16 protein-coding genes, 2 tRNA genes and 1 pseudogene are annotated in these 21,367 nt (G+C 43.8%); 7 read left to right on the plus strand and 12 right to left on the minus strand.

Going from position 1 to position 21,367, the window contains the following annotated elements:
• Positions 1-178: 178 nt before the first annotated feature.
• A complete protein-coding gene (locus BUB18_RS08030; protein WP_073079749.1) occupies positions 179-2,551 on the plus strand; it encodes a TonB-dependent receptor in 2,373 nt (790 codons plus the stop codon).
• Positions 2,552-2,568: 17 nt separating this feature from the next.
• Positions 2,569-3,381: a DUF4249 domain-containing protein gene (locus BUB18_RS08035; RefSeq protein WP_073079751.1), complete on the plus strand. Its 813-nt coding sequence runs from the start codon at positions 2,569-2,571 to the stop codon at positions 3,379-3,381.
• A gap of 48 nt (positions 3,382-3,429) precedes the next feature.
• On the opposite strand, the gene BUB18_RS08040 is transcribed toward BUB18_RS08035, so the two are convergent.
• The 3 genes from BUB18_RS08040 to BUB18_RS08050 form a co-directional block, all read right to left on the minus strand.
• Positions 3,430-4,230, minus strand: a complete 801-nt coding sequence (locus BUB18_RS08040) for a 3-keto-disaccharide hydrolase (protein WP_073080418.1) — start codon at positions 4,228-4,230, stop codon at positions 3,430-3,432.
• Between the two features lie 130 nt (positions 4,231-4,360).
• Positions 4,361-4,433, minus strand: a tRNA-Lys gene (locus BUB18_RS08045).
• Between the two features lie 89 nt (positions 4,434-4,522).
• Positions 4,523-5,299, minus strand: a complete 777-nt coding sequence (locus tag BUB18_RS08050; RefSeq protein WP_073079752.1) for an MBL fold metallo-hydrolase — start codon at positions 5,297-5,299, stop codon at positions 4,523-4,525.
• A gap of 144 nt (positions 5,300-5,443) precedes the next feature.
• On the opposite strand from BUB18_RS08050, the gene BUB18_RS08055 reads away from it, so the two are divergent.
• The gene (locus BUB18_RS08055) at positions 5,444-7,729 is read left to right on the plus strand and encodes a family 20 glycosylhydrolase (RefSeq protein ID WP_073079754.1); all 2,286 of its coding nucleotides are present in this window, start codon (positions 5,444-5,446) and stop codon (positions 7,727-7,729) included.
• 47 nt (positions 7,730-7,776) lie between these two features.
• Here BUB18_RS08055 and BUB18_RS08060 read toward each other — a convergent pair whose 3' ends face one another.
• The 6 genes from BUB18_RS08060 to BUB18_RS08080 all read right to left on the minus strand — a co-directional run bounded on the left by BUB18_RS08060 (position 7,777) and on the right by BUB18_RS08080 (position 11,981).
• On the minus strand, positions 7,777-8,310 hold the full coding sequence (locus tag BUB18_RS08060; RefSeq protein ID WP_073079756.1) for a c-type cytochrome: 534 nt from the start codon (positions 8,308-8,310) through the stop codon (positions 7,777-7,779).
• Positions 8,300-8,959, minus strand: coding sequence for an SCO family protein (locus BUB18_RS08065; protein ID WP_083549573.1), 660 nt, complete (start codon positions 8,957-8,959; stop codon positions 8,300-8,302). Before BUB18_RS08065 ends, BUB18_RS08060 begins: the two co-directional genes overlap by 11 nt.
• A gap of 1 nt (position 8,960) precedes the next feature.
• Positions 8,961-10,640: a cbb3-type cytochrome c oxidase subunit I gene (locus tag BUB18_RS08070; RefSeq protein ID WP_073079757.1), complete on the minus strand. Its 1,680-nt coding sequence runs from the start codon at positions 10,638-10,640 to the stop codon at positions 8,961-8,963.
• Between the two features lie 6 nt (positions 10,641-10,646).
• Positions 10,647-11,099, minus strand: coding sequence for a cupredoxin domain-containing protein (locus BUB18_RS08075; RefSeq protein WP_083549577.1), 453 nt, complete (start codon positions 11,097-11,099; stop codon positions 10,647-10,649).
• Between the two features lie 10 nt (positions 11,100-11,109).
• The gene (locus tag BUB18_RS29320; RefSeq protein ID WP_143159870.1) at positions 11,110-11,235 is read right to left on the minus strand and encodes a cytochrome c oxidase subunit 2A; all 126 of its coding nucleotides are present in this window, start codon (positions 11,233-11,235) and stop codon (positions 11,110-11,112) included.
• A 221-nt stretch (positions 11,236-11,456) separates the two neighbouring features.
• Positions 11,457-11,981, minus strand: a complete 525-nt coding sequence (locus BUB18_RS08080; protein ID WP_143159871.1) for a hypothetical protein — start codon at positions 11,979-11,981, stop codon at positions 11,457-11,459.
• Positions 11,982-12,113: 132 nt separating this feature from the next.
• On the opposite strand from BUB18_RS08080, the gene BUB18_RS08085 reads away from it, so the two are divergent.
• The 3 genes from BUB18_RS08085 (at position 12,114) to BUB18_RS08095 (ending at position 16,212) form a co-directional block, all read left to right on the plus strand.
• Positions 12,114-14,549 (plus strand): glutaminase domain-containing protein, encoded by a 2,436-nt coding sequence (locus BUB18_RS08085; RefSeq protein WP_245805628.1) that lies wholly within the window; start codon positions 12,114-12,116, stop codon positions 14,547-14,549.
• A 73-nt stretch (positions 14,550-14,622) separates the two neighbouring features.
• A tRNA-Lys gene (locus tag BUB18_RS08090) sits at positions 14,623-14,695 on the plus strand.
• A gap of 206 nt (positions 14,696-14,901) precedes the next feature.
• Positions 14,902-16,212 (plus strand): site-specific integrase, encoded by a 1,311-nt coding sequence (locus tag BUB18_RS08095; RefSeq protein WP_073079762.1) that lies wholly within the window; start codon positions 14,902-14,904, stop codon positions 16,210-16,212.
• Positions 16,213-16,247: 35 nt separating this feature from the next.
• Here the strand turns inward: BUB18_RS08095 and BUB18_RS29945 are convergent.
• Both BUB18_RS29945 and BUB18_RS08100 read right to left on the minus strand, forming a co-directional pair.
• Positions 16,248-16,405, minus strand: a pseudogene (locus BUB18_RS29945) (helix-turn-helix domain-containing protein); the annotation flags it as partial.
• A gap of 75 nt (positions 16,406-16,480) precedes the next feature.
• The gene (locus BUB18_RS08100) at positions 16,481-17,128 is read right to left on the minus strand and encodes an AbiH family protein (RefSeq protein ID WP_083549580.1); all 648 of its coding nucleotides are present in this window, start codon (positions 17,126-17,128) and stop codon (positions 16,481-16,483) included.
• Between the two features lie 843 nt (positions 17,129-17,971).
• On the opposite strand from BUB18_RS08100, the gene BUB18_RS08105 reads away from it, so the two are divergent.
• Positions 17,972-19,585, plus strand: a complete 1,614-nt coding sequence (locus BUB18_RS08105; protein WP_178372102.1) for a metallophosphoesterase family protein — start codon at positions 17,972-17,974, stop codon at positions 19,583-19,585.
• Positions 19,586-20,721: 1,136 nt separating this feature from the next.
• On the opposite strand, the gene BUB18_RS08120 is transcribed toward BUB18_RS08105, so the two are convergent.
• Positions 20,722-21,351, minus strand: a complete 630-nt coding sequence (locus tag BUB18_RS08120) for a hypothetical protein (protein ID WP_073079769.1) — start codon at positions 21,349-21,351, stop codon at positions 20,722-20,724.
• Between the last annotated feature and the right edge of the window lie 16 nt (positions 21,352-21,367).

Consider the following 21,367-nt stretch of genomic DNA (forward strand, 5'->3'; position numbering starts at 1 on the left):
TGCCCTGGTTTTTATACCAAAGCTGATGATTTTTATACAAAACTAACCGTATGATTCAGGTAATACATTTTGTTGTACCCCGGGCTGCTTTGCTATAAAAGATAGGCTGCTTTGTATAATAGAAAAGTGGCGCTCCGTCAAAGGGATAGTTTTGTGTAGATAAATGGATTTATAAGAGATGGTACACAAAGTTATTTACTTACTGTTGCTATTTACTGTGCCCTTATGGGTTTATGCCCAGGAGAAGGTGACCCTGAGCGGTATTGTTACTATGAAAACCAGCACAGAAACGATCACAGGTGCAAGTATTTACATTCCGGAAGCAAAGGTGTCAACGGTTACGAATGCTTATGGTTACTATGCTGTGACGCTGCCTAAAGGAGATTATACTATTGTCGTCAGCTGTGTGGGATTTGAGCGCATCGAGGAGCATATCTCCCTGACACAAAATACCAAAACAAATTATGCAATGCCTGACAAAAGTAAAACATTAGCGGAAGTAGTTATAAAGTCTGGTAGTGTGGTCAGTGACGTCAGGAAGCCAGAAATGAGTGTGAATAAGCTTTCCATTGCTACCGTCAAAAAGATACCTGCGGTGATGGGAGAGGTGGATGTTCTGAAGGCTATTTTGCAGTTGCCGGGTGTGTCCACTGCGCAGGAGGGAGCTACCGGTTTTAATGTAAGGGGGGGCGCTGTTGATGGGAACCTGGTATTGCTGGACGAAGCGGTGGTGTATAATACATCTCATCTGTTCGGTTTCTTCAGTGTTTTTAATGCTGATGTGATCCGGGATTTGAAATTATACAAAGGTGGTATACCGGCTAACTTTGGAGGGCGTACTTCGGCTGTGTTAGATATTTATCAGAAGGAAGGAAACAATAAGGCATTTCACGTGAATGGTGGGATAGGGGCGGTATCGGGCAGGCTATTAGCAGAAGGGCCTATAGTGCAGGAAAAAAGTTCATTTGTAGTGGCGGGCCGCGCTTCCTATGCGCACCTTTTCATGAAACTGGCTGACAACCCTAATGCAATATCCTTTTACGATGTGAATGCTAAGCTGAATTTTACGCTCAACGATCATAACAGGCTATTCTTGTCCGGGTATTTCGGGAAAGATAACATGGACTTCAATAACTTTTTCAGCAATACTTATTCAAATTCATTTTTTAACCTTCGCTGGAATCACATTTTTTCTGAGAAATTATTTTCGAATGCATCGGTGATCTACAGTAAGTATGATTATGGGTTGAAGATTAAATATGCAGGCATTGACTGGGTATCGGACATCCGCAATATTAATTTCAAATACAATTTCAACCATCGGCTTTCTGATAAGCTGACGCTGTGTTATGGCGTCAATTCCATCTACTATCAGTTCAATCCCGGTACCATAAAGCCTATGGATAGCACTTCACCTGTAAATGCCGACCAGATAGAAAAAAAGTATGCCTGGGAAAATGCTTTGTACCTCAGTGCGGAGCAGGAGCTCACGGGTAAGATATCATTGGTGTACGGCCTGCGATACAGTAATTTCAGGCGAGTGGGCCCACAGCACGTTAATAATTACATGAATAATCAGGCGGTAATTTTCAACCCTGCATTACAGATTTATGAAGAAGGCGTACCAACGAGTAAAAGGTATTACGCTAAAAATAAAAAGATCATTGATTTTGGCAACCTGGAACCCCGCCTGTCCGTTTCCTTTTCCATAAATGAGGACCAGGCTGTGAAGGCGAGTTACAACCGCATGTGCCAGTACATTCATTTAATTTCCAACACGGCATCTGTATCTCCCCTTGATATATGGGCCCCGAGCGACCAATACCTGCTGCCGGAAATACTGGACCAATGGGCATTGGGTTATTTCAGAAATTTAGGCAATGGAAAATATTCTCTGGAAACGGAAGCTTTTTATAAGCGAACTAAGAACAAGGCGGATTACATAGATGGTGCCGAACTAATTGCCAACAAAGCCATTGAGCGGGTATTGCTAAACGGAGAAGCACGGGCCTACGGACTGGAGCTGATGCTAAAGAAAAATACCGGCAGGCTCACTGGCTGGCTTTCCTATACACTTTCGAGAGCGGAGCAGCGCACACCTGGCAGAAATGCAGATGAGCCGGGTATTAACAACGGCGAATGGTATCGGGCTAATTATGATAAAACGCATAACCTTTCGCTTACCGCCGCTTACCAGGCAACCAGTAAATGGAGCTTTGGAGGCAACTTCACTTACCAGACGGGCAAAGCCGCTACCTATCCTGTCGGCAAATACCAGTACCAGGATATCACCATTGCCAACTACGGCATACGGAATGGTAATTCGCTGCCGGCTTATCATCATTTAGATTTATCCGCTACTTATATCCCTAAGCCGGATAGTAAGAAAAAATGGAAAGGCGAATGGATATTTAGTATTTACAATGTATATGGCAGGAATAACACTGCAGCTGTGCTATTTGAGCAAAACAAGGAAACGGGAGCAAGTGAGGCTAAAAGGATCTCCATCTTCGGTATTATACCAGGCGTCACCTATAATTTCAGTTTTTAGATTCAAATCAGATAAGGATGAAAAATATAATTATTGCAGGCTGCCTGCTGTTGTGGTCATGCACCAAAGTAATAGAGGTAAATCTGGAAACGGCTGCACCCAGACTGGTAATTGACGCATCCATCGATTGGATTAAAGGGACCACGGGCAGGGAGCAGCAAATCAAACTCTCCACTACCACCGGCTATTACAGTGCGCAGTTCCCAACGGTGTCAGGGGCTGAAATTGTGATGACGAATGCAGGAAACAGGGTGTTTACTTTTGTGGAAAATTCCGGTACCGGGGTGTATACCTGTTCGGATTTTGAGCCGGTTATCGGGGAAGTCTATACGTTAAAGGTTGTATTGAACAGAGAAACTTACACCGCTACGGAAACTTGTATAGGCGTTCCTGTTATAGCCGATCATATTGAACAGCGCAATGATGGTGGAGTCGGCGGGGATGAGGTTGAAATCAAATATTGCTACCTGGACAATGGCAATGAGGAGAATTATTACCTGCATCGGATCGTGTCGCCCGTATCCACGTTTCCGGACTACAAGGTTAGAGATGACGAGCGGAGCCAGGGTAACCTGATGCAGGAATTTTTTTCGGATGAAGACCTGAAAGCAGGGGACAGGCTGAACATTCGGCTGTATGGTATTTCCAGGCGTTATTACGATTATTTCAGAAAGTTACAGGTAGCAGCAGGAGCGGGGGCAGGTCCGTTTCAAACCACGCCGGGTGCTGTGAGAGGGAATATTGTCAATCAAACGAACTTCGACAACTTCGCGTATGGATATTTCCGGGTATCAGAAGTGGATGATAGAGATTATACGATAATAAAATAATAAAGACCTGTGTGGTGCGCAGGTCTTTATTAGCTTTGGAGCAAGGTGTTATTTTTTACGGGGACTCAGGTCCAGTATCTGAATATTCCTGAAATCCACCGGTTGTCCTTCACTTTGTAAAGCGATGTACCCTTCAGACAACAGCTTTCCATCGATTTTCACCGCAGGGTTATAGTTATTTACCACCCCGCCACCGATCTGGGGTTGCGAATATTGCAGTACGGTGTCGCCGTTGATGATGTGTGTGATAAGTGAATCTCCCAGTACAATCAGCTCACCACTTACCCATTGTTCGCCATCATAGGTTTTGGACGACGACTCAATGCAATGTTGCGGATCCAGTTTGCCTTTGTATACTACATTGGTTCCGGGAGAGCACATATTGCCGGTAGGGCGGGAGTTGCCATCACCCAGTCCTGCGAGCAGCTGCATTTCTACAGAAATGGGCCAGTCCTGTTCCTTAGGCATGGTACGGGGATCCTGGGAGTGAAACATCACGCCGCTGTTGAGCAGGGTGTAGTCGGGTGCGGATGGGTACCATTTCCCAACAAAGCGGTATTCAAATTTGAGATGATAGTGGGAGAATGGCTGTTTGTAATAAAGGTGCCCGAACTGGTCGTTAAAATCACCGTACTGATCATAACGCACCTGGATGATGCTGTCCTGCACGCGGAAGGTATTACCAAAATTATCGCCCACTTCGTGGTGATGAATTTTTACGATCCAGTCGTTCAGGTCTTTGCCATTAAACAGGCTTACCCATTGCGGACTGTCGGTTTTAGTCGCATGCTGGCAGGCCATGCAATATAGCAGTGGTAATAGGAGGAAGTAAGTGCGTATGTGTTTCATAACGTTGATTTGCTTGTTCACGTTTATAGGTTGGGTGGATAAGATAGGGTAAAAAGATGGGAAATGGAAGTTATTGGTTGGAGGTTGGGTAAAAAAAAACCTCACGCGCAGCGTGAGGTTTTTTATCCGGTGATCCCGCTGGGACTCGAACCCAGGGCCCATACATTAAAAGTGTATTGCTCTACCAACTGAGCTACGGAATCTTTCCCGTTAGGGGAGTGCAAAAGTAGAAAATATTTTATCTCTACCAAATTTTTTCTAAAATTTTTTTCGGGAGATATAACGGTTACGACTATACGTTGCTCGCTGAAATCCTGTATACACCCGTTTCAGCGTAGCGCGAAGCCACCACAATTTCTGTAGCCGTGCCTTCCTGTGCAAATAACTGATGCACCAGCTCAGGGTTATTATTATCCTTGGAAAGGTGCGCCAGCAGCAGGTGCGACATATACTCCGGCCGGTGTGCCCTGAACAGTTCCAGCGCCTGCGTATTGGATAAATGCCCGTGTCCACCACGGATACGGTTTTTCAGGAAGTAAGGGTAACGTCCCTGTTCCAGCATCACCTCATCGTAATTGGCTTCCAGGAAAGCGGCGTGGCACTGTTTGAAATGATGTACCAGCTGCTCACAAGCCACCCCGATATCCGTAAACACCCCTATATTGATGCCGTTGGCGCTCACCATAAAACTATGCGGCTCTATGGCATCGTGGAATTTTGGAAACGCAGTTACCTGCAAATCGCCGATCAGCACCGGTTCAAAGGCGGTAAACCGCCTCACCAGCGTTTCATGAATCTCCAACCCGCCATGCTGCATAGTGCTGGCTGTAATATAAACCGGCAGCTGATGCTTGCGTGCCATCACCGGAATGCCGCGTATATGATCCGTGTGCTCGTGCGATACAAATATCGCCCGCACCTTGCTCATGCTTAGTCCCAGCCTGGCCATGCGCTTCTCCGTTTCACGGCATGAAATGCCCGCATCCACCAATATGGCGTCCGTATCGTTACCGATATAATAACAGTTTCCGTTGCTGCCGGAATTCAGAGAAGTAATGTAAAGTGACATGACATGCAAAGAAAATTCATTTTCCCCAATTCCTGAAATATACCATGGAAGTCAAGATAGTTGCAGCATTAGACAATATCACACCAGTCGCATCCTCAAAATTTGCTTTAATTTGCCGGATTGGATCATACTTAACGATAAACTATGCTTAGATCACTGAAGTTGACTGTACTTGCCGCAACCATGTACAGTACCACACTGATGGCCCAGGATGCAGATCCGCAGCGCTATCCGTTGATTCCCTATCCACAGGAGCTCACCGCTCAGCAGGGGGAATTTGTGGTTGGAAGGAATACGAATATTGTAAGCGCGGGTGCTTTTGCCAATGAAGTAAAACAGTTGCAACAGCTCATGACCTCCTTCCTCGGTACTAAACTGCCGGTTACCGCAAAGGTAGGCCAGAGCAGCATTTTGCTGGTGCAGGACCAGTCCATAAAAGGAGAGGAGGAATACCAGCTGGATATTACCCCATCCCGTCTCACCCTTCGTGCACGTACCGGTGCCGGTATTTTCCGCGGTATCCAAACGCTTACGCAACTGATGCCCGCCGGAGCAGAAAAGATGAAAACTATCGCCATCCCGGCCGCTACCATCAAGGATCACCCGGTATACGACTACCGCGGTATGCACCTGGACGTAGCGCGCCATTTCTTCTCCGTAAAATATGTGAAGAAGTTTTTAGATGTAATGGCGCTCTACAAAATGAATAAATTCCACTGGCACCTCACTGACGATCAGGGCTGGAGAATTGAAATAAAAAAATATCCGCTCCTCACAGAACAAGGTGCCTGGAGAACGTTCAACAACCAGGATTCTGTTTGTATAGAGAAGTCCAAAGAAAATCCGGACATGGCCCTGGACCAGGAACACATCATCCAGCGTACGGGTAAAACCCTGTATGGTGGCTTCTATACACAAGCAGAAATCAAAGAGGTGATCGCCTATGCGGCTGCCCGCCATATTGAAATCATCCCTGAAATTGATATGCCAGGCCATATGATGGCTGCTATCAAAGCTTATCCTTTCCTGACCTGCGACAGCGAAAACGGCTGGGGTAAAACCTTTAGCACGCCTATTTGTCCTTGTGAGGAAACTACCTTCAAATTTGCAGAAGACGTATTCACCGAAATCGCAGCACTCTTCCCATCCAAATACATCCACCTGGGCGCGGATGAAGTGGAAAAGACCAGCTGGGCCAAATCCCCTGCCTGCGAAGCCGTGATGAAAGCTAATAACCTAAAGTCAGTAGAAGAATTACAGAGCTACTTCGTAAAACGAATGGAGAAATTCTTTAATTCTAAAGGCAAAAAACTCATCGGCTGGGACGAAATCCTGGAAGGTGGTGTGAGCCCTACGGCTGTAGTCATGTACTGGCGCTCCTGGGTGCCTAAAGCCCCGATAGAAGCGGCTAAAAACGGTAACCGCGTGATTATGACGCCAGGTAATCCACTGTACTTTGATGGTATTCCGGGAAAAAATACCATCTCCACTGTCTATCATTTTAATCCTATTCCAAAAGGACTTACCACCACAGAAGCAGCAAACATTCTCGGTGCACAGGCCAATATCTGGACGGAATGGATTCCTTCTGAAAAGCGGGCCGATTACATGTATATGCCGCGTATGACTGCACTGGCGGAGGTGCTCTGGACTAATAAACAACGCTACGATAACTATTACCAGCGCCTGATTGTAAGCTTTGCGCAGATGGACAGACTGCATGTCAACTACCGCCTGCCTGACCTGGAAGGCTTTACCGGTGATAACGTATTTGTAGACAAAGGCACGCTGAATGTAATCAAGCCACTGGCCAACATGACTGTGCACTACACACTGGATGGCTCCGTGCCATCTCTGCAGTCACCTTTGCTCAATGGTCCGCTGACCATCACCAGGCCTGAAACGATTAAACTGGCTGCTTTCTCGCCTGCCGGCATCCGTGGTGATATTTATACCCTCAACTACCGGCAGCAGACCTATCAAAAACCGGTTAGTGGCGACGGTACGCAGACTGGTTTAAAATTGAGCATGTTTGATGGTTCCTTTAAAACAGTCGCAAAAATAAAGGCAACGGCAGATACAACAGTTGCGGTTTCCAATGTGGAAATTCCGGAGCAAATGGGTAAAGGCGGAAAGCCTTTTGGCGCAAAGCTGGAAGGATTGATAGAAGTGCCTGCCACTGGTATTTATAGCTTTTATCTGACTGCTGATGATGGGGCAGTACTCTACATCGGTGGAGAAGAAGTAGTAAACAACGACGGCTGGCATGCGCCGGTACAGAAAAGTGGTCAGGTAGCACTTGAAAAAGGTTTGCATCCATTCCTGGTATCATTTGTAGAAGGCGGTGGCGGATACACGCTAAAGCTGGAATACAGTGTAGATGGCAGTAAAATGCAGCCGGTTCCTGATAGCTGGTTTAAGCACAAATAATCTGTAAAAGCCCCGGTAATCCGGGGCTTTTTTTATGGAGATGATTATCAATCATCCTTATGAATATGGTGTTCGTAACTCTTGATGTTTACCAGGAACACCAGCAATATCACCATCACCACTATCAGTACCAGGTAGGCGATCATAAATGGGAAATTATAGATCGAGAGCGGCATCAGATTGGGTTCTTTCTGCCCTGGTCTTGAAAAGGGAGCATCGTCTTCTTTAGGCGCATTGGCGGCAGTTTCTTTGATGTAGGCGAGGATATCGCGGATCTGGTCGTCTGAGAGGTCAGGATGATCCGGCATGATCACCTGGTTGTTTTTGTTGAAAACTTCCAGGGCAGCGGCATCACCGGATTTTACCATGGCCTGTGAGCCTTTTACAAAGGAAATGATCCAGGCTTCGGGGTGCCGGTCCTCCACACCTGCGAGGGCAGGCCCGGTGAGCTTCTTGGTTACGTTATGGCAGGAGGCGCAACGCCCCTGGAACAACATTTTACCATTCTCCGGATTAGCTGCTTTAGCAGTAGCAATGGTGGTGATGCCAACCACCACGATCAGTAAAAGCTTACAGTTCATTTTGTAATTTTTTTATGTCGGCCAGCAGCTGGTCTACTTCCTCAGGCAAAGTGCCGTCGTAATAGCCCCGTATCCGCTGGCGGGTGTCCAGCAATACGAACCGGTCGCTATGGATGAAATCAGTTTCCCCTCCGTCACCTTCCGTAGCGGTAATGAAGAGTCCCTTGCGGGCGAAGTGGTAGAGGGCTCTTTTATCTCCCGTTAATAACCTCCACCGGTTAGGCAGCACATCATATTGTAACGCGAATTTCATGAGCCTGCCCACAGAATCCCGCTTAGGGTCTACGGTAAACGACAGGATCATCACTTTATCGGTACCAGCCTGCACGCGTTGCAGCTGCATCATCATTTTGGGGCAGATGCTGGGGCAGGAAGTATAAAAGTAATTTGCGACTACAATTTTATTGGTCATGATGGAATTAGTCACTGTACTGCCCAGTTGGTCGGTGAATACAAACGGGGGCAGGCTTCCGTCAGTTTTATTGTCTTGTGCCAGCGTGGTACTGCTGGCGTAAATCGGCAACCTGCCATACTTTTTTTCCAGCATGCGTACGGAAACATAAGCCAGCACCGGTATGCCGATCAGCAGGACCAGGAAAAACTTCCAGGAAGTAAGCAGGTATGACTTTTCCAGTTTCATGACACGCATCTTATTTCTTTTGAAATACAGGCGTTGGGTCTGTAGGTAAGTATGGCGGCGCTTTTTTGCCGGTATTATTCAATGCATCAGAGATGGCGGGCAGGTAGCTGAGGAAAATAATCAGCGCCATGATGGCCAGCCAGGGCTTGAACGTATCAAAAATCGGGATCCGTTTTTCTTCATGCAGGCTTTCACTCACTGGCAGGTCAATGGTAGGTTCTGCTACACGTTTGCCAAACAGCGTTCCGAAGAAGCTGATGAAATAAAGGAATCCCGCCACAAACATGATTCCGCCGCCTGCCAGGCCAAGCATACTGGATATCACCCAATAAGGATGGTATTGATCGCTCGCAGGGTTCAGGTAAGTGAGGCCCAGGTTGGTTCTGCGTGGTTCGCCCATCAGGCCGCCCCACATCAGGCCGGTGGAGAAAATGATTACGCCCACCGTCCAGAGATAGGGGACGATAGTGTTGATGGTAGGCAGGAAAATCTTTTTACCTGTCAGCTGTTGCAGCAGGAAAATAGACATGCCCAGAATAGCCAGGAATACCGGTCCTGCCACAGTCATATGGAAATGCCCGGGAATGAAAGCAGTATTATGCACCACGTTGTTGAGCGAATAGGAGGCCAGTACCAGGCCTGTGAGTCCGCCGAAAATGAACAGGATGAGTCCATTGATCAGGTAGCCGAACAGGAACACGTCTTTACGGAAGAAAGGGAGTTTCCAGATCCAGCTGTACAGCCCTTTGGCGCCGCGTTTGCGGGCGGCATATTCCAGGGAAGCCGCCAGCGTAAAGGCGGTGATAAAGCTGGGTAGTGCTACGCCGAAGGTGAGCAGCGACTGTGAAAGTTTGACCCCTCTGCCGATGGAGGGATCACCAAACTGATGGTGCACACCGATGGGGATGGACAGCAGCAGAAACAGGAAGAAGGCGATGCGGCCTGCTGTGGCCGAATATAGCTTACCACCTGCGAGTTTGGGCAGCATAGTGTAGAACATGATGTAGGAAGGTAGCAGCCAGAAGTACACCAGGGCATGACCGAAGAACCAGAACAGCGTACGTGCCAGCGGCACGTTGACCGTTGGAGTGAGGCCGAGGCTCCAGGGTACCAGCAATACCAGTACTTCATAGGCTACCGCTGTAGTACATACGAACCAGATGGTAAAATTTACAAGGGTGCCGATTACTGCCAGCGGCGTATTGGTTTCCCTGTTTTCTTTTTTCCAGTTCAGGTAGATGGTAATCCAGTCGAAGAACGCAACCCACGAACCTATGATCAGCATCGCGGTGCCAATATAGAAGGCAGGATGAGCTTTCAGGGGCGGGTAGAAGGTGTAGAGTACCGACGCTTTACCGGCCAGCATGGCGGCAGCGGCCAGGAGGGTGCCTATCACCATCAGCCACATGGATAGGGCGGTGGCTCTTTTATTTGGTTCTTTTTTTAGGTAGAAGGCGATGGTAGCATGGCCAAAGGCCACTGCAAAGAAGGTGGTGAGCACGACAGCGTTGATCACGCCGTGCAGGGTAAGACCCTGGTAGTAGTCGAGTTTAGCTACGGACGACTGATGAATCACGCCGGCGCGGTATATTACCTGCATCAGCCCGTGATAGATGCCTACCGTGAGCAATAATATTGGTACGAACAGTTCAACGAGGATGGTATTGCGTAGGAACCTGCTAACCTGCATAGTGTTTTATTTTTTGGGATAGTTTACGATAATTTCTGCCTGCATATTCTGGTGGCCGGTGCCGCAGTATTCATGGCACACCACCTTGTATACGCCGGGTTGGTCAAACCTGACCGTGGTTTTGGTAACCCCTCCCGGCACGGCCATGAGGTTTACATTTTTGTTGTAGACGTTGAAGCCGTGTACCACATCGTTGGAGGTCACGAACAGGTCAACCTCGCTACCAACGGGAATATAAGCCACGGAGGGCTCAAAGTTCCACATTCGCGCAACGTAGTAAATCTGGTAGGTGGTTTTGTCCAGCTGCTCCACCCGGGCGGTTTCGTAAGTTTTATCGTAGGGGAGGCATTCCGTTACATCAGCCTTTCGGGCGCCCATGGCGTAAAAGATAGCCAGGATGAACAGGCCCATTACGAGGATGGCCGTAATGATTACTCTTCTTTCAAAAACATCGATCATAGTAAACAATTTAGACCCTGTCGAGCATGAGAAAATAGATGCCGAACCAGATGATGAGGCCGAGGGCAATCAGAAAAGCAAAGAAGGCGATGGCGCCCCGGGGCACAAAATTTTCTGAATTATCGGGTTGTGTCATATGAAGGATTTTGGTGATTTGGATAGTTTAGTAATATTAACCATCCGTCACTGGGATTTGTTTGCAAATAATTGTGAGAATTTGGGGTAAATGTGTATTTTTGCGCTCCCTTCGTATTGGAATTATTTAAAATATTGAAGATACACGCAGATCCACTATCGTACTGACAAGGCTTCTCAGGGCCTCCAAGGCGATACGTCGGGTCTGCGTCTTTTTTGTGGTTACATCTTTTTTAGGACGGGGAATTTTTCGATGTTGGTGGTGCCGCCGTAGTCCTGGTAATACGATTTCATGCCTTTTTGCTGCTTCATCCTCCATTCACCTACCGGCTTACCGGCAAAGCGTACCCCATATGACTGTTCCCGCCCATTTTCCAGCCAGCGGGTGGTGAGTCCATAGCCATCGTTGTTATACAGGATGCCTTCAAATGCCGGGCGTCCGTTCTGGTGGTAATCGCGCCGGAACTGGAACATCCCATCTTTGCTGAAGTAGATTTCATAGCGGAGCACGTCGTGATCAAATCCTTTTTTTGAGAGGAGGTGATGCCCGATGAATTGTGCCTGTTCCCGCTGGTTACGGTCATCACTAAACGAAAATGCGGTACTATCAGGCTCAGCAGTGGCCTGGCGGAGGATTTCTGCTTTCGTGTTGCTAAACCATTGTTCGTGTGCAACCCTTGTTTGCGGCTGATTACAGGCGATGATAGTCAAAATAGGAAGAGTGCAAAGTAGCAGGTATGTTTTCATGATGCTTCGGATAGAGCAGTAAATTATCAAGAAATCGGATAAACGGTTATGTATCATGACAATTTTTGAATAGTTTTCTACAATCTTTAACAAACCCATTCCAGTTACGTTATGAGGCATATCCGCTTTATTATGAGTACCCTGTTGATGGGAGCCGGTGCAGTAGTAGCACAGCAGAAGGCGCCATCATATCCTTTGGTAACCCACCATCCTTACTTCAGTATCTGGTCGTCAACGGATACTATTATGAACAGCAGCACCCGGCATTGGACAGGCACGGCGCAACCCATTACCGGGGTGGTGACCGTGGATGGGGTGCCTTATACCGTGTTGGGCAGTGTGCCTGATACGTATGAGGAGCTGCTGACGACCGCAGGGGCAGTGAAATACCTGACAGACGCTCCATCGGGCGACTGGACATCTCCCCAATATAATGACCAGCAATGGAAGAAAGGCACGATGCCTTTTAGTGACAACCCTGCTGCCGGTGAAACAGGGTGGAAGAGTCAGGATCTATTTGTGAGAAGAACATTTGATCTGGCGCAGGTGGCGTCGGATTCGCTTTATCTTAAACTTCATCACGATGACAATATTGTAGTGCATCTGAACGGGAAGGAGATATTTTCCCGTAAGGGCTGGAATGGCCGCGACGAGTACTTTCCGATAGCGCTGGATCCACATCTCCTTAAACAAAAAAATAATTTACTGGCAATACATGTGGAGAATACGGCTGGCGGTGCCTATTTATCCGCCGGTTTGGCTAAAAAGGTGAAACCCGCTGCAGGGGCGGCGCATAAGGCAATACAGGAGTCCGTGGAAGTGCATGCCACGCAAACCGTGTATCAGTTCAAATGCGGGCCGGTACATATGGAGATGGCTTTTATCTCTCCCTTATTAATGGACGACCTGATGCTGCTTTCCCGCCCGGTAACTTACCTGGCTTGCCATGCGTTGGCGGAAGATGACCAGGCGCATGAGGTGCGTGTACAGGTGGGCGTTAGTACCGCTGTATGTGTGAACAATGCCGGGCAGCCGGTGGAAGCCAGTCAATACAACAGTGGCGATCTTACGATTTTGAAAGCCGGTACCAAAGAGCAGCCGGTGCTGCAAAAGAAAGGGGATGATATCCGCATCGACTGGGGGTATATGTATGTGGCTACCAGCAAGGGTCCTGGCGTGAAGCAGTGGATCGTGGATAATGCAGATAAAACGAAAACGCTGGTAACGGAAGCGGCTATAGGCAAAGTGGGAAAAGGGATAACGGCGATGCCTGCCAGGGTGTTTCTGCTTGGTTATGACGACCTGTATGCCGTAGAATATTTCGGGAAGCGCCTGAAAGCCTGGTGGAAAAACGATGCTACGGCTACGATGGATCGGGAGTTGAAAAGTGCGATGCAGGATTATAGGAAGATATTAGGTCGCTGTTTACAGTTTGATGAAGCATTGCAAAAGGAAGCTGCGGCGGCCGGTGGCAGGGAGTATGCGCGACTTTGTGAGCTGGCGTATCGTCAGGCGATAGCGGCGCACACGCTGGTACGTGGTCCGAAAGGGGAGTTGCTGTTTTTATCAAAAGAGAATTTCAGTAATGGTTGTATCAATACGGTGGATATTACGTATCCATCGGCACCGATGTTTTTACTGTATAATCCTGATTTGCTGAAAGGGATGATGACGGGCATTTTCGAGTATTCGGAGAGTGGTCGTTTTCCGAAACCCTTTGCAGCACATGATTTGGGGACGTATCCCATTGCAAGCGGGCAGGTGTACGGCGAAGATATGCCGGTAGAAGAATCCGGCAATATGCTGATTCTTACCGGGGCAATTGCCAAAGCGGAAGGTAACGCCAACTATGCGAAGGCTCATTGGAAAACGCTGACTACCTGGGCGGAGTATCTGCTGAAAGCGGGTTTTGATCCGGAGAACCAGCTATGCACCGATGATTTTGCGGGGCATCTGGCGCATAATACCAACCTATCGCTGAAGGCGATTGCTGGCATCCGCAGTTATGCGATGCTGGCGGAAATGCTGGGGTACAAAGCGGAGGCGAAGCGTTACAGTGACAGTGCGCAGTCGATGGCTGCCAACTGGATGAAACTGGCTGCAGATGCGGATCATTACCGTTTGGCTTTTGACAAGCCGGGTTCCTGGAGTCAGAAGTACAATCTGGTATGGGACCGTGTGCTGGGCTTTAACCTGTTTCCGAAGTCGCTGTACGAGCAGGAGGTAAGCTGGTACCTGAAGCAGCAGCAGGCGTTTGGTTTGCCGCTTGATAGTCGCAAAACCTATACGAAGTCGGACTGGATTATCTGGACGGCTACGCTGGCATCATCCACGGATGAATTTAAGGAGCTGGTGGACCCGTTGTACAAATACATAACGGAAACGGTTACACGCGTTCCGTTATCTGACTGGCATGAAACTACTGATGGCAGGCAGGTTGGTTTTCAGGCGCGTAGTGTGGTGGGTGGATATTTTATGAAGATGCTGGATGCGCGTTATAACGGTGGAACCGGCTCTGGTAGCGGATCTGTTATATATACGTATAATCCGCATTCGATAAATCATTAAAAATGAATGAAATAAATTTGGCAGGAATTAAATAATTTCTATCTTTGCACTCCCGAAACGATCGGGGGTGATTGATTCCGTAGCTCAGTTGGTAGAGCAATACACTTTTAATGTATGGGCCCTGGGTTCGAGTCCCAGCGGGATCACACAGGGCGACTCAAAGTCGCCCTTTTTTGTTTAAAATCTTCAGCTACAGCAGGTCTGCTAATATTTCTCAAACAAATAAGTATAAAGTCACGCAAGTTATTCGGGTACCTCTTCGGGTACCAGTTTGTGTGATTTATATTGGTACCCGAATGCTTTTGTGTGAAAGCGGTTTTAGGCTATTTCCAAACCATAAAACCTTTGAGAAATGAGAATTAACAAGCAACTATCCGTTCTTTTTCTTCCAGAAAAATCAAAAATTGATGCCAATGGCGATGCGCCAATAATTGCGAGAATAACTGTCCAGGGAATACGTAGAGAGATATCACTGAGTATAAAGATCAATCCAGACCAATGGGACCAGTCAACCGAAAATGTTAACCTCGCCTTGGTGGCGAATAAGAAAAAGGGGATGGAGGTGTATCAGAAAGTGGAGAACACACTGAATGACCTGGTGTCATTGTATAAAATGTTAACCAGGGGACAGCAACTGGTAACGGCAGAACTACTCAAGAGCAAATATTTAGGATTAGTATTGCCTGATTTATTTAGAACTGAAACTTCAGCCCCAAGAACCCTCTGCCAAACATTAAACTATAAATACAGTAAACTCGTTGCCCTGGTTAAAGCCGGCGAAAGATCAGCTAGTACTTTAAAACGCTGGAAGGTAACCAAAAAGAAAATCAGATCCTTTCTTGACTTCACCATGAAGAAGAAAGACATACCGCTTATGGAGGTAGCACCTTCCCATCCGCATGAAATGCTTCACTTTTTTCTGGTGCACCAGAAAATTTGTAAGAATACTGCCATGAAGTACCTTAAAAATACTAAGGAGTTATTATCCATAGCCGTATTGAAAGGCTGGGTGGAAAAAAATCCTTGGTCTGAGTTTACGAGTACATATAAACAACCAAAAAGAAATGTGCTGAATCTATTTCAGTTGATCACGATTTATAAGAAAAAGCTTATTGGCAGATTGGAGCATGTAAGGGATGTATTCCTGTTTGCATGTTTTACTGGCTATGCCTTTAATGAAATACAAGGACTCTCTAAAGAAATGGTTTTTACAGGCATTGATGGGAAAAGATGGATTCGTATTGACCGTCAAAAAACAGGTAGCGAAGAATGTTTGCCATTATTACCAATAGCAGCTGAAATATTGGATAAATATAAGAATGATTCTTATTGTATCGAAAATAATAAGCTGTTGCCGGTTAAAAGCTATTCAAATTATAATGGCTATCTTAAAGAGGTTGGCGATCTCTGTGATATTTCATTTGAATTATCTACTCACGTGGCTCGCCATACTTTTGCTGTTACTGTCTGTTTGGAAAATGGTATTCCAATTGAAACAATTTCCAAAATGTTAGGTCACAAAAATATTAGGACAACGCAGATTTATGCGCAGGTGAGCAATGCTAATATCGCATTGAATATGGGAAGATTGGCCAAACAACTGTTTAGTGAAAATGGCAAATTGACAGTTAAGCTCTATTCTGAGATTATTAAGGCAGCCTAAAGTATTTCTTGGGAGATTTCTGTACTTAAGGTGGGGAGAGCTGGCTCTCCACCTTCATCATATAGCTCTTTGTACCGATAGAAGCTATCACGACTATAACCGAATTTTTACCAGCCTAGGATACATTTCCCAATACTTCAGCTAGTCTGAGTAAGCATACTTTGTTTTTGATAAACTTAGTTGCTACATTCATCTCTGGCAGTTTAAAGGGTTAATGAAAAGTGTGTGGTTACTTAAAATTAACCCTAACTGTCAGATTAAATCGTAGCTATTTCACTTTTTTATAGTGATTGATCACGTTTGCTTGAGGTAGCGGCATACATTTTTTTAGCGGTGTAATTAATTCACGCATTTTCAATTTATTTGAGAAGTGTCTGGCAATTTCATAAGTTAGCTTCTTGAAATCATTTTCATATTTATTCTTTTGATGGTAATAGATTTTAATAGCTTTACATTGGGGGTGTTCAAAAATCATCTTTAACATGGTCTTATCGGACTGGCCGCATGAATGCCCCATAATATAGACTTGGTAATCATCCGCTTCAATAAATTTTATCAAATTATGATAATTTTCCGTCCTAAAATACCAGAATGACTTAAGGTGCTCTTTAAGTTCATTCATTGGAGATTCTTCCAGTTCTTCGTAATTTCTATCATAATCATCACCAAATCCAAAAATCAATGGGTTTTCCGGATTATTTAATTGCCCATGAATATAATTAACTTTTATCACCTCACGCATGTTTGGTAAAAAATAGGTTAGGTACTGTTCCACTGTACATGTATAATTGAAATTAAGTATCATCGTAGAAGCAGGTAGAAACTCATCCGGAAGGTTATCGTCAAGCTTTTTAGAAATCTCTTCTTTTTTAATCATTTCTGAGAATATCTCTTCGTATTTTCGGTTTATTTCCACACTCTCTATTCTCAGTTTTCCAAAGCTTCTATAGTGTTTAGAGATGCTGTGTGCAAGGAATGTAATTTTTCAATACTTTCTTTTAGCCATAATTCCTATTATTTATAAATGGGGATGGTAATAGTAAAAATTATATGAAATTCTTCAGAGCATACAGTAATGTCGCCTCCCAACATCTGTACTTTAAGGAGATCAGAAATTGCTGCAAGTTGATCGGTATCTATGGATTGTCTCTTAAAGATTTTAAACATGGTATTGTTGGTGAGTAGTCATGGGGACGTGATATATGATGTTGATACTCGATTATTTTATTCTTTGCAGAAATCACGTTGGGCGGGATGGAACAAGGTATTATTAAAGGCACAGAATATTGATACGCCATAGGTTATTACATAGTTGAGTGCTAGTTTAAGTTTTCTAGTTGTTACCAACTATTATCTGTATTATCGTGCATCGCTAAAACGAATTTCCTTAATTGTATTGGGATTCGTGGTTAATAACTTATTGCAATACCTCGTGAAATATTGACATTGTATATAATGTACTAAATAAATATTCATATTCTATTCTTTACTTTTTATTTCTTTATATCAACAGCTGGAATTCCTGAAGACAACAGGGCAACCAAAAGTAATGTAACTGGAGATGTACCCTGCAATTAGGTAATTTTTCATGTAATTAGTCCCAAAGACATAGTGAGACTATTTTTTTGGCAATATTCTTAATTTACCGTAGGAATAATATACAAACTGAGGCAAAAATTTGTTAGAATAGACTACACAAATGAAACAGCGAAATCCTTATATTTGACTCTATCAAAAAAGAATGACTAATTATTTAAAAATGCGTATTGTTCAACTTTCTGACATTCACTTGTCAAAAGAGAATCTGACAGACCTTAAGAATTACTATAGGGAGGCGCTGATTGCCGATCTTATCCAGTTCTCGAAAGATGCACCTGTTGACATACTCCTAATAAGTGGAGATTTAATAGATAAAGGCGGTCAATCCTTTGGAGGGGAAGATCCCTATGCAATTTTTGAAAAAGAACTTTTAAACCCTATTACCGACAAGCTAAAATTATCAAAAGAAAGGGTTTTATTTATACCCGGCAATCACGATATTGAAAGGTCACTAATAGCAGAGAATATTGAAAACGAGTTATCAACAAAGCTCAATTGTAAGATGGCTAATAACATGCTGGAAACAATGGGAAGTAAATTTGATGATAATAATAACAGAATAAAGAAGTTTAAGGAATTTGAAAAGCATTATCATTTAAAGAATCCAGGATATTTGTATTCAAATAACGAATCGTTGTACACGATGGAGGTAAATGGAAAGAGGATAGGCTTCGTGTTAGTTAATGATTCATGGCGTTGTTCCAGTAAATTGAAGAAAGAACAACACTTCATTGGAAGTAATCAATTATTTAACGCTAAACAGCATTTCGAGAAAGAAAATACTGTCCTAAATATTGCTGTTTTCCATCATCCACTGGAAGATCTAAATAATAATGAAGCAGCAATTATAGATAATATTCTGAAATCTTACGATTTCAGTTTTGCAATCTTCGGACATTCCCATTCACACAAATTCCAGGAATTGTTTTCAACAAACGGTGGCTATATTGCTTTGAGAGGGAGATCCGCTTTTAACGATACCGGTGAAGAAAAAGCAGATTTTCAGCCTGGCTATAATATTCTGGACATTAATATCGAGAACGAGATGTTTGTCTTAACCGGTAGAAAATTCATTAAGTCAAATGGTTTTCGCTTTGATTATGATGTAGATTCGATGCCAGGCGGATATTTTTCGGGTAGATTCAGCAAATCAGTTGTACAGACAAAGCCGAGAAGTGAAAGAAAGAATTCAGGTGGAGTATTACAACATGGTTCAAGTAAAATTAATAGTCATGTTATCTCTGAGATTCAAAGAGTCTTTGACGCAGTTGAACAGGAATTAAAGGAACTTTTGACCACAGAGGACTTACAGTATTTTCTGCTTCAATGTGTAGGCGTAGATTCCCATTTAAATTCTTTTAGTGGCCTTATTCAAAAAATAGAGGAGGCTAATACAGATGTAAAACTTTTTGTAGGGGAATTAACTAAACGCTTAATTCCTATTGCAGATACGTTTCGGAAAATTGGGCTGCAGTTTTTCTACCCAATCCCTTCAAGCGAGACTGAAGAGGAATTTTATTTGCAGCCGAATGGAATATTGACTGAAATTTTGCTATTTGGTTTTAAAAAGGGCATCATGCGAGGAAATGATCCTAACCCTATTTATGACGCTTTCGGGGTAAGTATTCACTTTCCGGAAGTTAAAGAATTACTTAGAAAGTGCATGCTCCTTCTCTATAGAAATATCATTTTAAAATCATTGTTCATTCCTCTGAATCAAATATGCTCTTCACAAACACTAGAAACTGGGAAATCACTTGATTCCATTATATGAGAAAAAATTACCACCTCATTACTATTTTTGATCCTGACTGCAAACTGGATTGCATAGGATTTTTGGAAAGTTGGGTTCATTTTTTTGACTTACAGCTTACGACGAATAGAATTGAATATGCGAGCCAAATTGTTAATAGGGGAGATTCATTAACTAAGTTAAATGGCCGCCGTCACAACCGACTACTATATAGGAATGATATGTAATTTAGTTGATTGTGTTGCTACTGCTTACATCTTATCGCATAAAACTCTTAAGGTAATTCAAAAAGCTTTCAAAGGCTATTGACCTACATTTTTTTTCACCTTCAACATGTGTTAGATTATTGATAATTCATTTGGAAGCTATAAATTGTTGATACAAACTTACCGATCGGCCTTCCAGCCATTCCTCATATAATTCTTTGTATACGAAGAAATATGGGTTGTAAACCTTGTCTGCTGAAATAAGTGTTGGTTCACAAAGGTTTTGTGAAACTTGACTGAAATTCCAATGGCTGTCTGGGTTAGTTTTGAGATACAGTATTCCTACATAATAGACAATTTTAGTAAATAATATGGGATCCACATCTATTCTTTTTGATTGTTTATTAAAAAACTGATCCAGTTGCTGGAATCCGTTTAATGAATATTCCTTTATTCCAAAATTCTTATCTAAGTATTTGCACAGAGAGAGCTGACGACTTTGAAGCGAACAGTTGTTTTGCAAGCTCCCTTCTAAAATATGAGAAGATAGTTGTTCTTTTTGCTTCTGCAGCAATTACTGATAGTACGACTCTACATTTTTAACTGAGGAATATAAAAAAACGTGTTTTTCAAAAAGAACAATTGCCTCACCGGTGGATAGTTCATAAATATTATAATGATATCTATACTTGAGCGGTAAAGAAAGTTTTCCCTCACTTTCCTTTATTAGTCTGTTAGCTTCTTTAAATCCTAATCGTTTCAATGGTCCATTCATATTCCTTTCCTGCGTGGACAGAGTTATTGATTGTAAATTGTGCAATTGAACGAAGGTGAATTCTGCATCTATTTGAACCACTCACAGTATTGAACAGTTTAATTGTTAAGATATTATACATTAATATATCTATGCTATAGAGGCAGCATTTAGATAGCTCATATTAACTAGAATAATTATGCTCCGTCCATTAGTTTGTAGCGCTGGGACTCTAGATCTATAATCTCCTTTAAGCTGCATTTTTCTTTTTCTAGAATACACTCAATTAAGTCTACATATGGCATATATGTTCTTGATTTCTTATCTTTCACAACTAGGGTATATCCTGATTGAGCGTCTAGTTTATCAACAGTGACTGTGCCACCTAATCGTTGGGATAATAATTCACAAGAATAATAAACTAAGGATAAAAATACCGGACGATCAATGCGATTTTGACTTTGGAAATATTTATCCAGTTTATTAAGTGAATTTTCACTATAGTCAAGTTTTATTTTGAGTTCAGCTGACAAAACATCCAGAGTATTGGAAGGAAGCTCTTTAAGTTGCTGAATATCAGTGATCCAATTAGACAAATCATAAGCCTCTGTATTTTCAGAATCTAATTCAAATAACCTTAGCATATCAGATAAGGAACTCCAAATAAATCCTCCTTTGTTATTAACGGTTATTATGTTGCCATTGCGAGACTTGTATGTTGGGGAATTATATTTGTCGGATAACTTTGCATCCAGGATAAATTCTCCTGATGCCACTTTCTCCTTTATTTGTTTTTTACTTAGCGGTAATGGTTTGGATTGAGCCATGATATTAATTGAACAT

It is taken from the genome of Chitinophaga jiangningensis (assembly GCF_900142605.1).
Lineage (GTDB): Bacteria > Bacteroidota > Bacteroidia > Chitinophagales > Chitinophagaceae > Chitinophaga > Chitinophaga jiangningensis.

Coding starts and splice junctions, on each gene's coding strand:
- BUB18_RS08030 (WP_073079749.1), top strand. CDS start 179: ATGGTACACAAAGTTATTTACTTACTGTTGCTATTTACTGTGCCCTTA.
- BUB18_RS08035 (WP_073079751.1), top strand. CDS start 2,569: ATGAAAAATATAATTATTGCAGGCTGCCTGCTGTTGTGGTCATGCACC.
- BUB18_RS08040 (WP_073080418.1), bottom strand. CDS start 4,230: ATGAAACACATACGCACTTACTTCCTCCTATTACCACTGCTATATTGC.
- BUB18_RS08050 (WP_073079752.1), bottom strand. CDS start 5,299: ATGTCACTTTACATTACTTCTCTGAATTCCGGCAGCAACGGAAACTGT.
- BUB18_RS08055 (WP_073079754.1), top strand. CDS start 5,444: ATGCTTAGATCACTGAAGTTGACTGTACTTGCCGCAACCATGTACAGT.
- BUB18_RS08060 (WP_073079756.1), bottom strand. CDS start 8,310: ATGAACTGTAAGCTTTTACTGATCGTGGTGGTTGGCATCACCACCATT.
- BUB18_RS08065 (WP_083549573.1), bottom strand. CDS start 8,959: ATGCGTGTCATGAAACTGGAAAAGTCATACCTGCTTACTTCCTGGAAG.
- BUB18_RS08070 (WP_073079757.1), bottom strand. CDS start 10,640: ATGCAGGTTAGCAGGTTCCTACGCAATACCATCCTCGTTGAACTGTTC.
- BUB18_RS08075 (WP_083549577.1), bottom strand. CDS start 11,099: ATGATCGATGTTTTTGAAAGAAGAGTAATCATTACGGCCATCCTCGTA.
- BUB18_RS29320 (WP_143159870.1), bottom strand. CDS start 11,235: ATGACACAACCCGATAATTCAGAAAATTTTGTGCCCCGGGGCGCCATC.
- BUB18_RS08080 (WP_143159871.1), bottom strand. CDS start 11,981: ATGAAAACATACCTGCTACTTTGCACTCTTCCTATTTTGACTATCATC.
- BUB18_RS08085 (WP_245805628.1), top strand. CDS start 12,114: ATGAGTACCCTGTTGATGGGAGCCGGTGCAGTAGTAGCACAGCAGAAG.
- BUB18_RS08095 (WP_073079762.1), top strand. CDS start 14,902: ATGAGAATTAACAAGCAACTATCCGTTCTTTTTCTTCCAGAAAAATCA.
- BUB18_RS08105 (WP_178372102.1), top strand. CDS start 17,972: ATGCGTATTGTTCAACTTTCTGACATTCACTTGTCAAAAGAGAATCTG.
- BUB18_RS08120 (WP_073079769.1), bottom strand. CDS start 21,351: ATGGCTCAATCCAAACCATTACCGCTAAGTAAAAAACAAATAAAGGAG.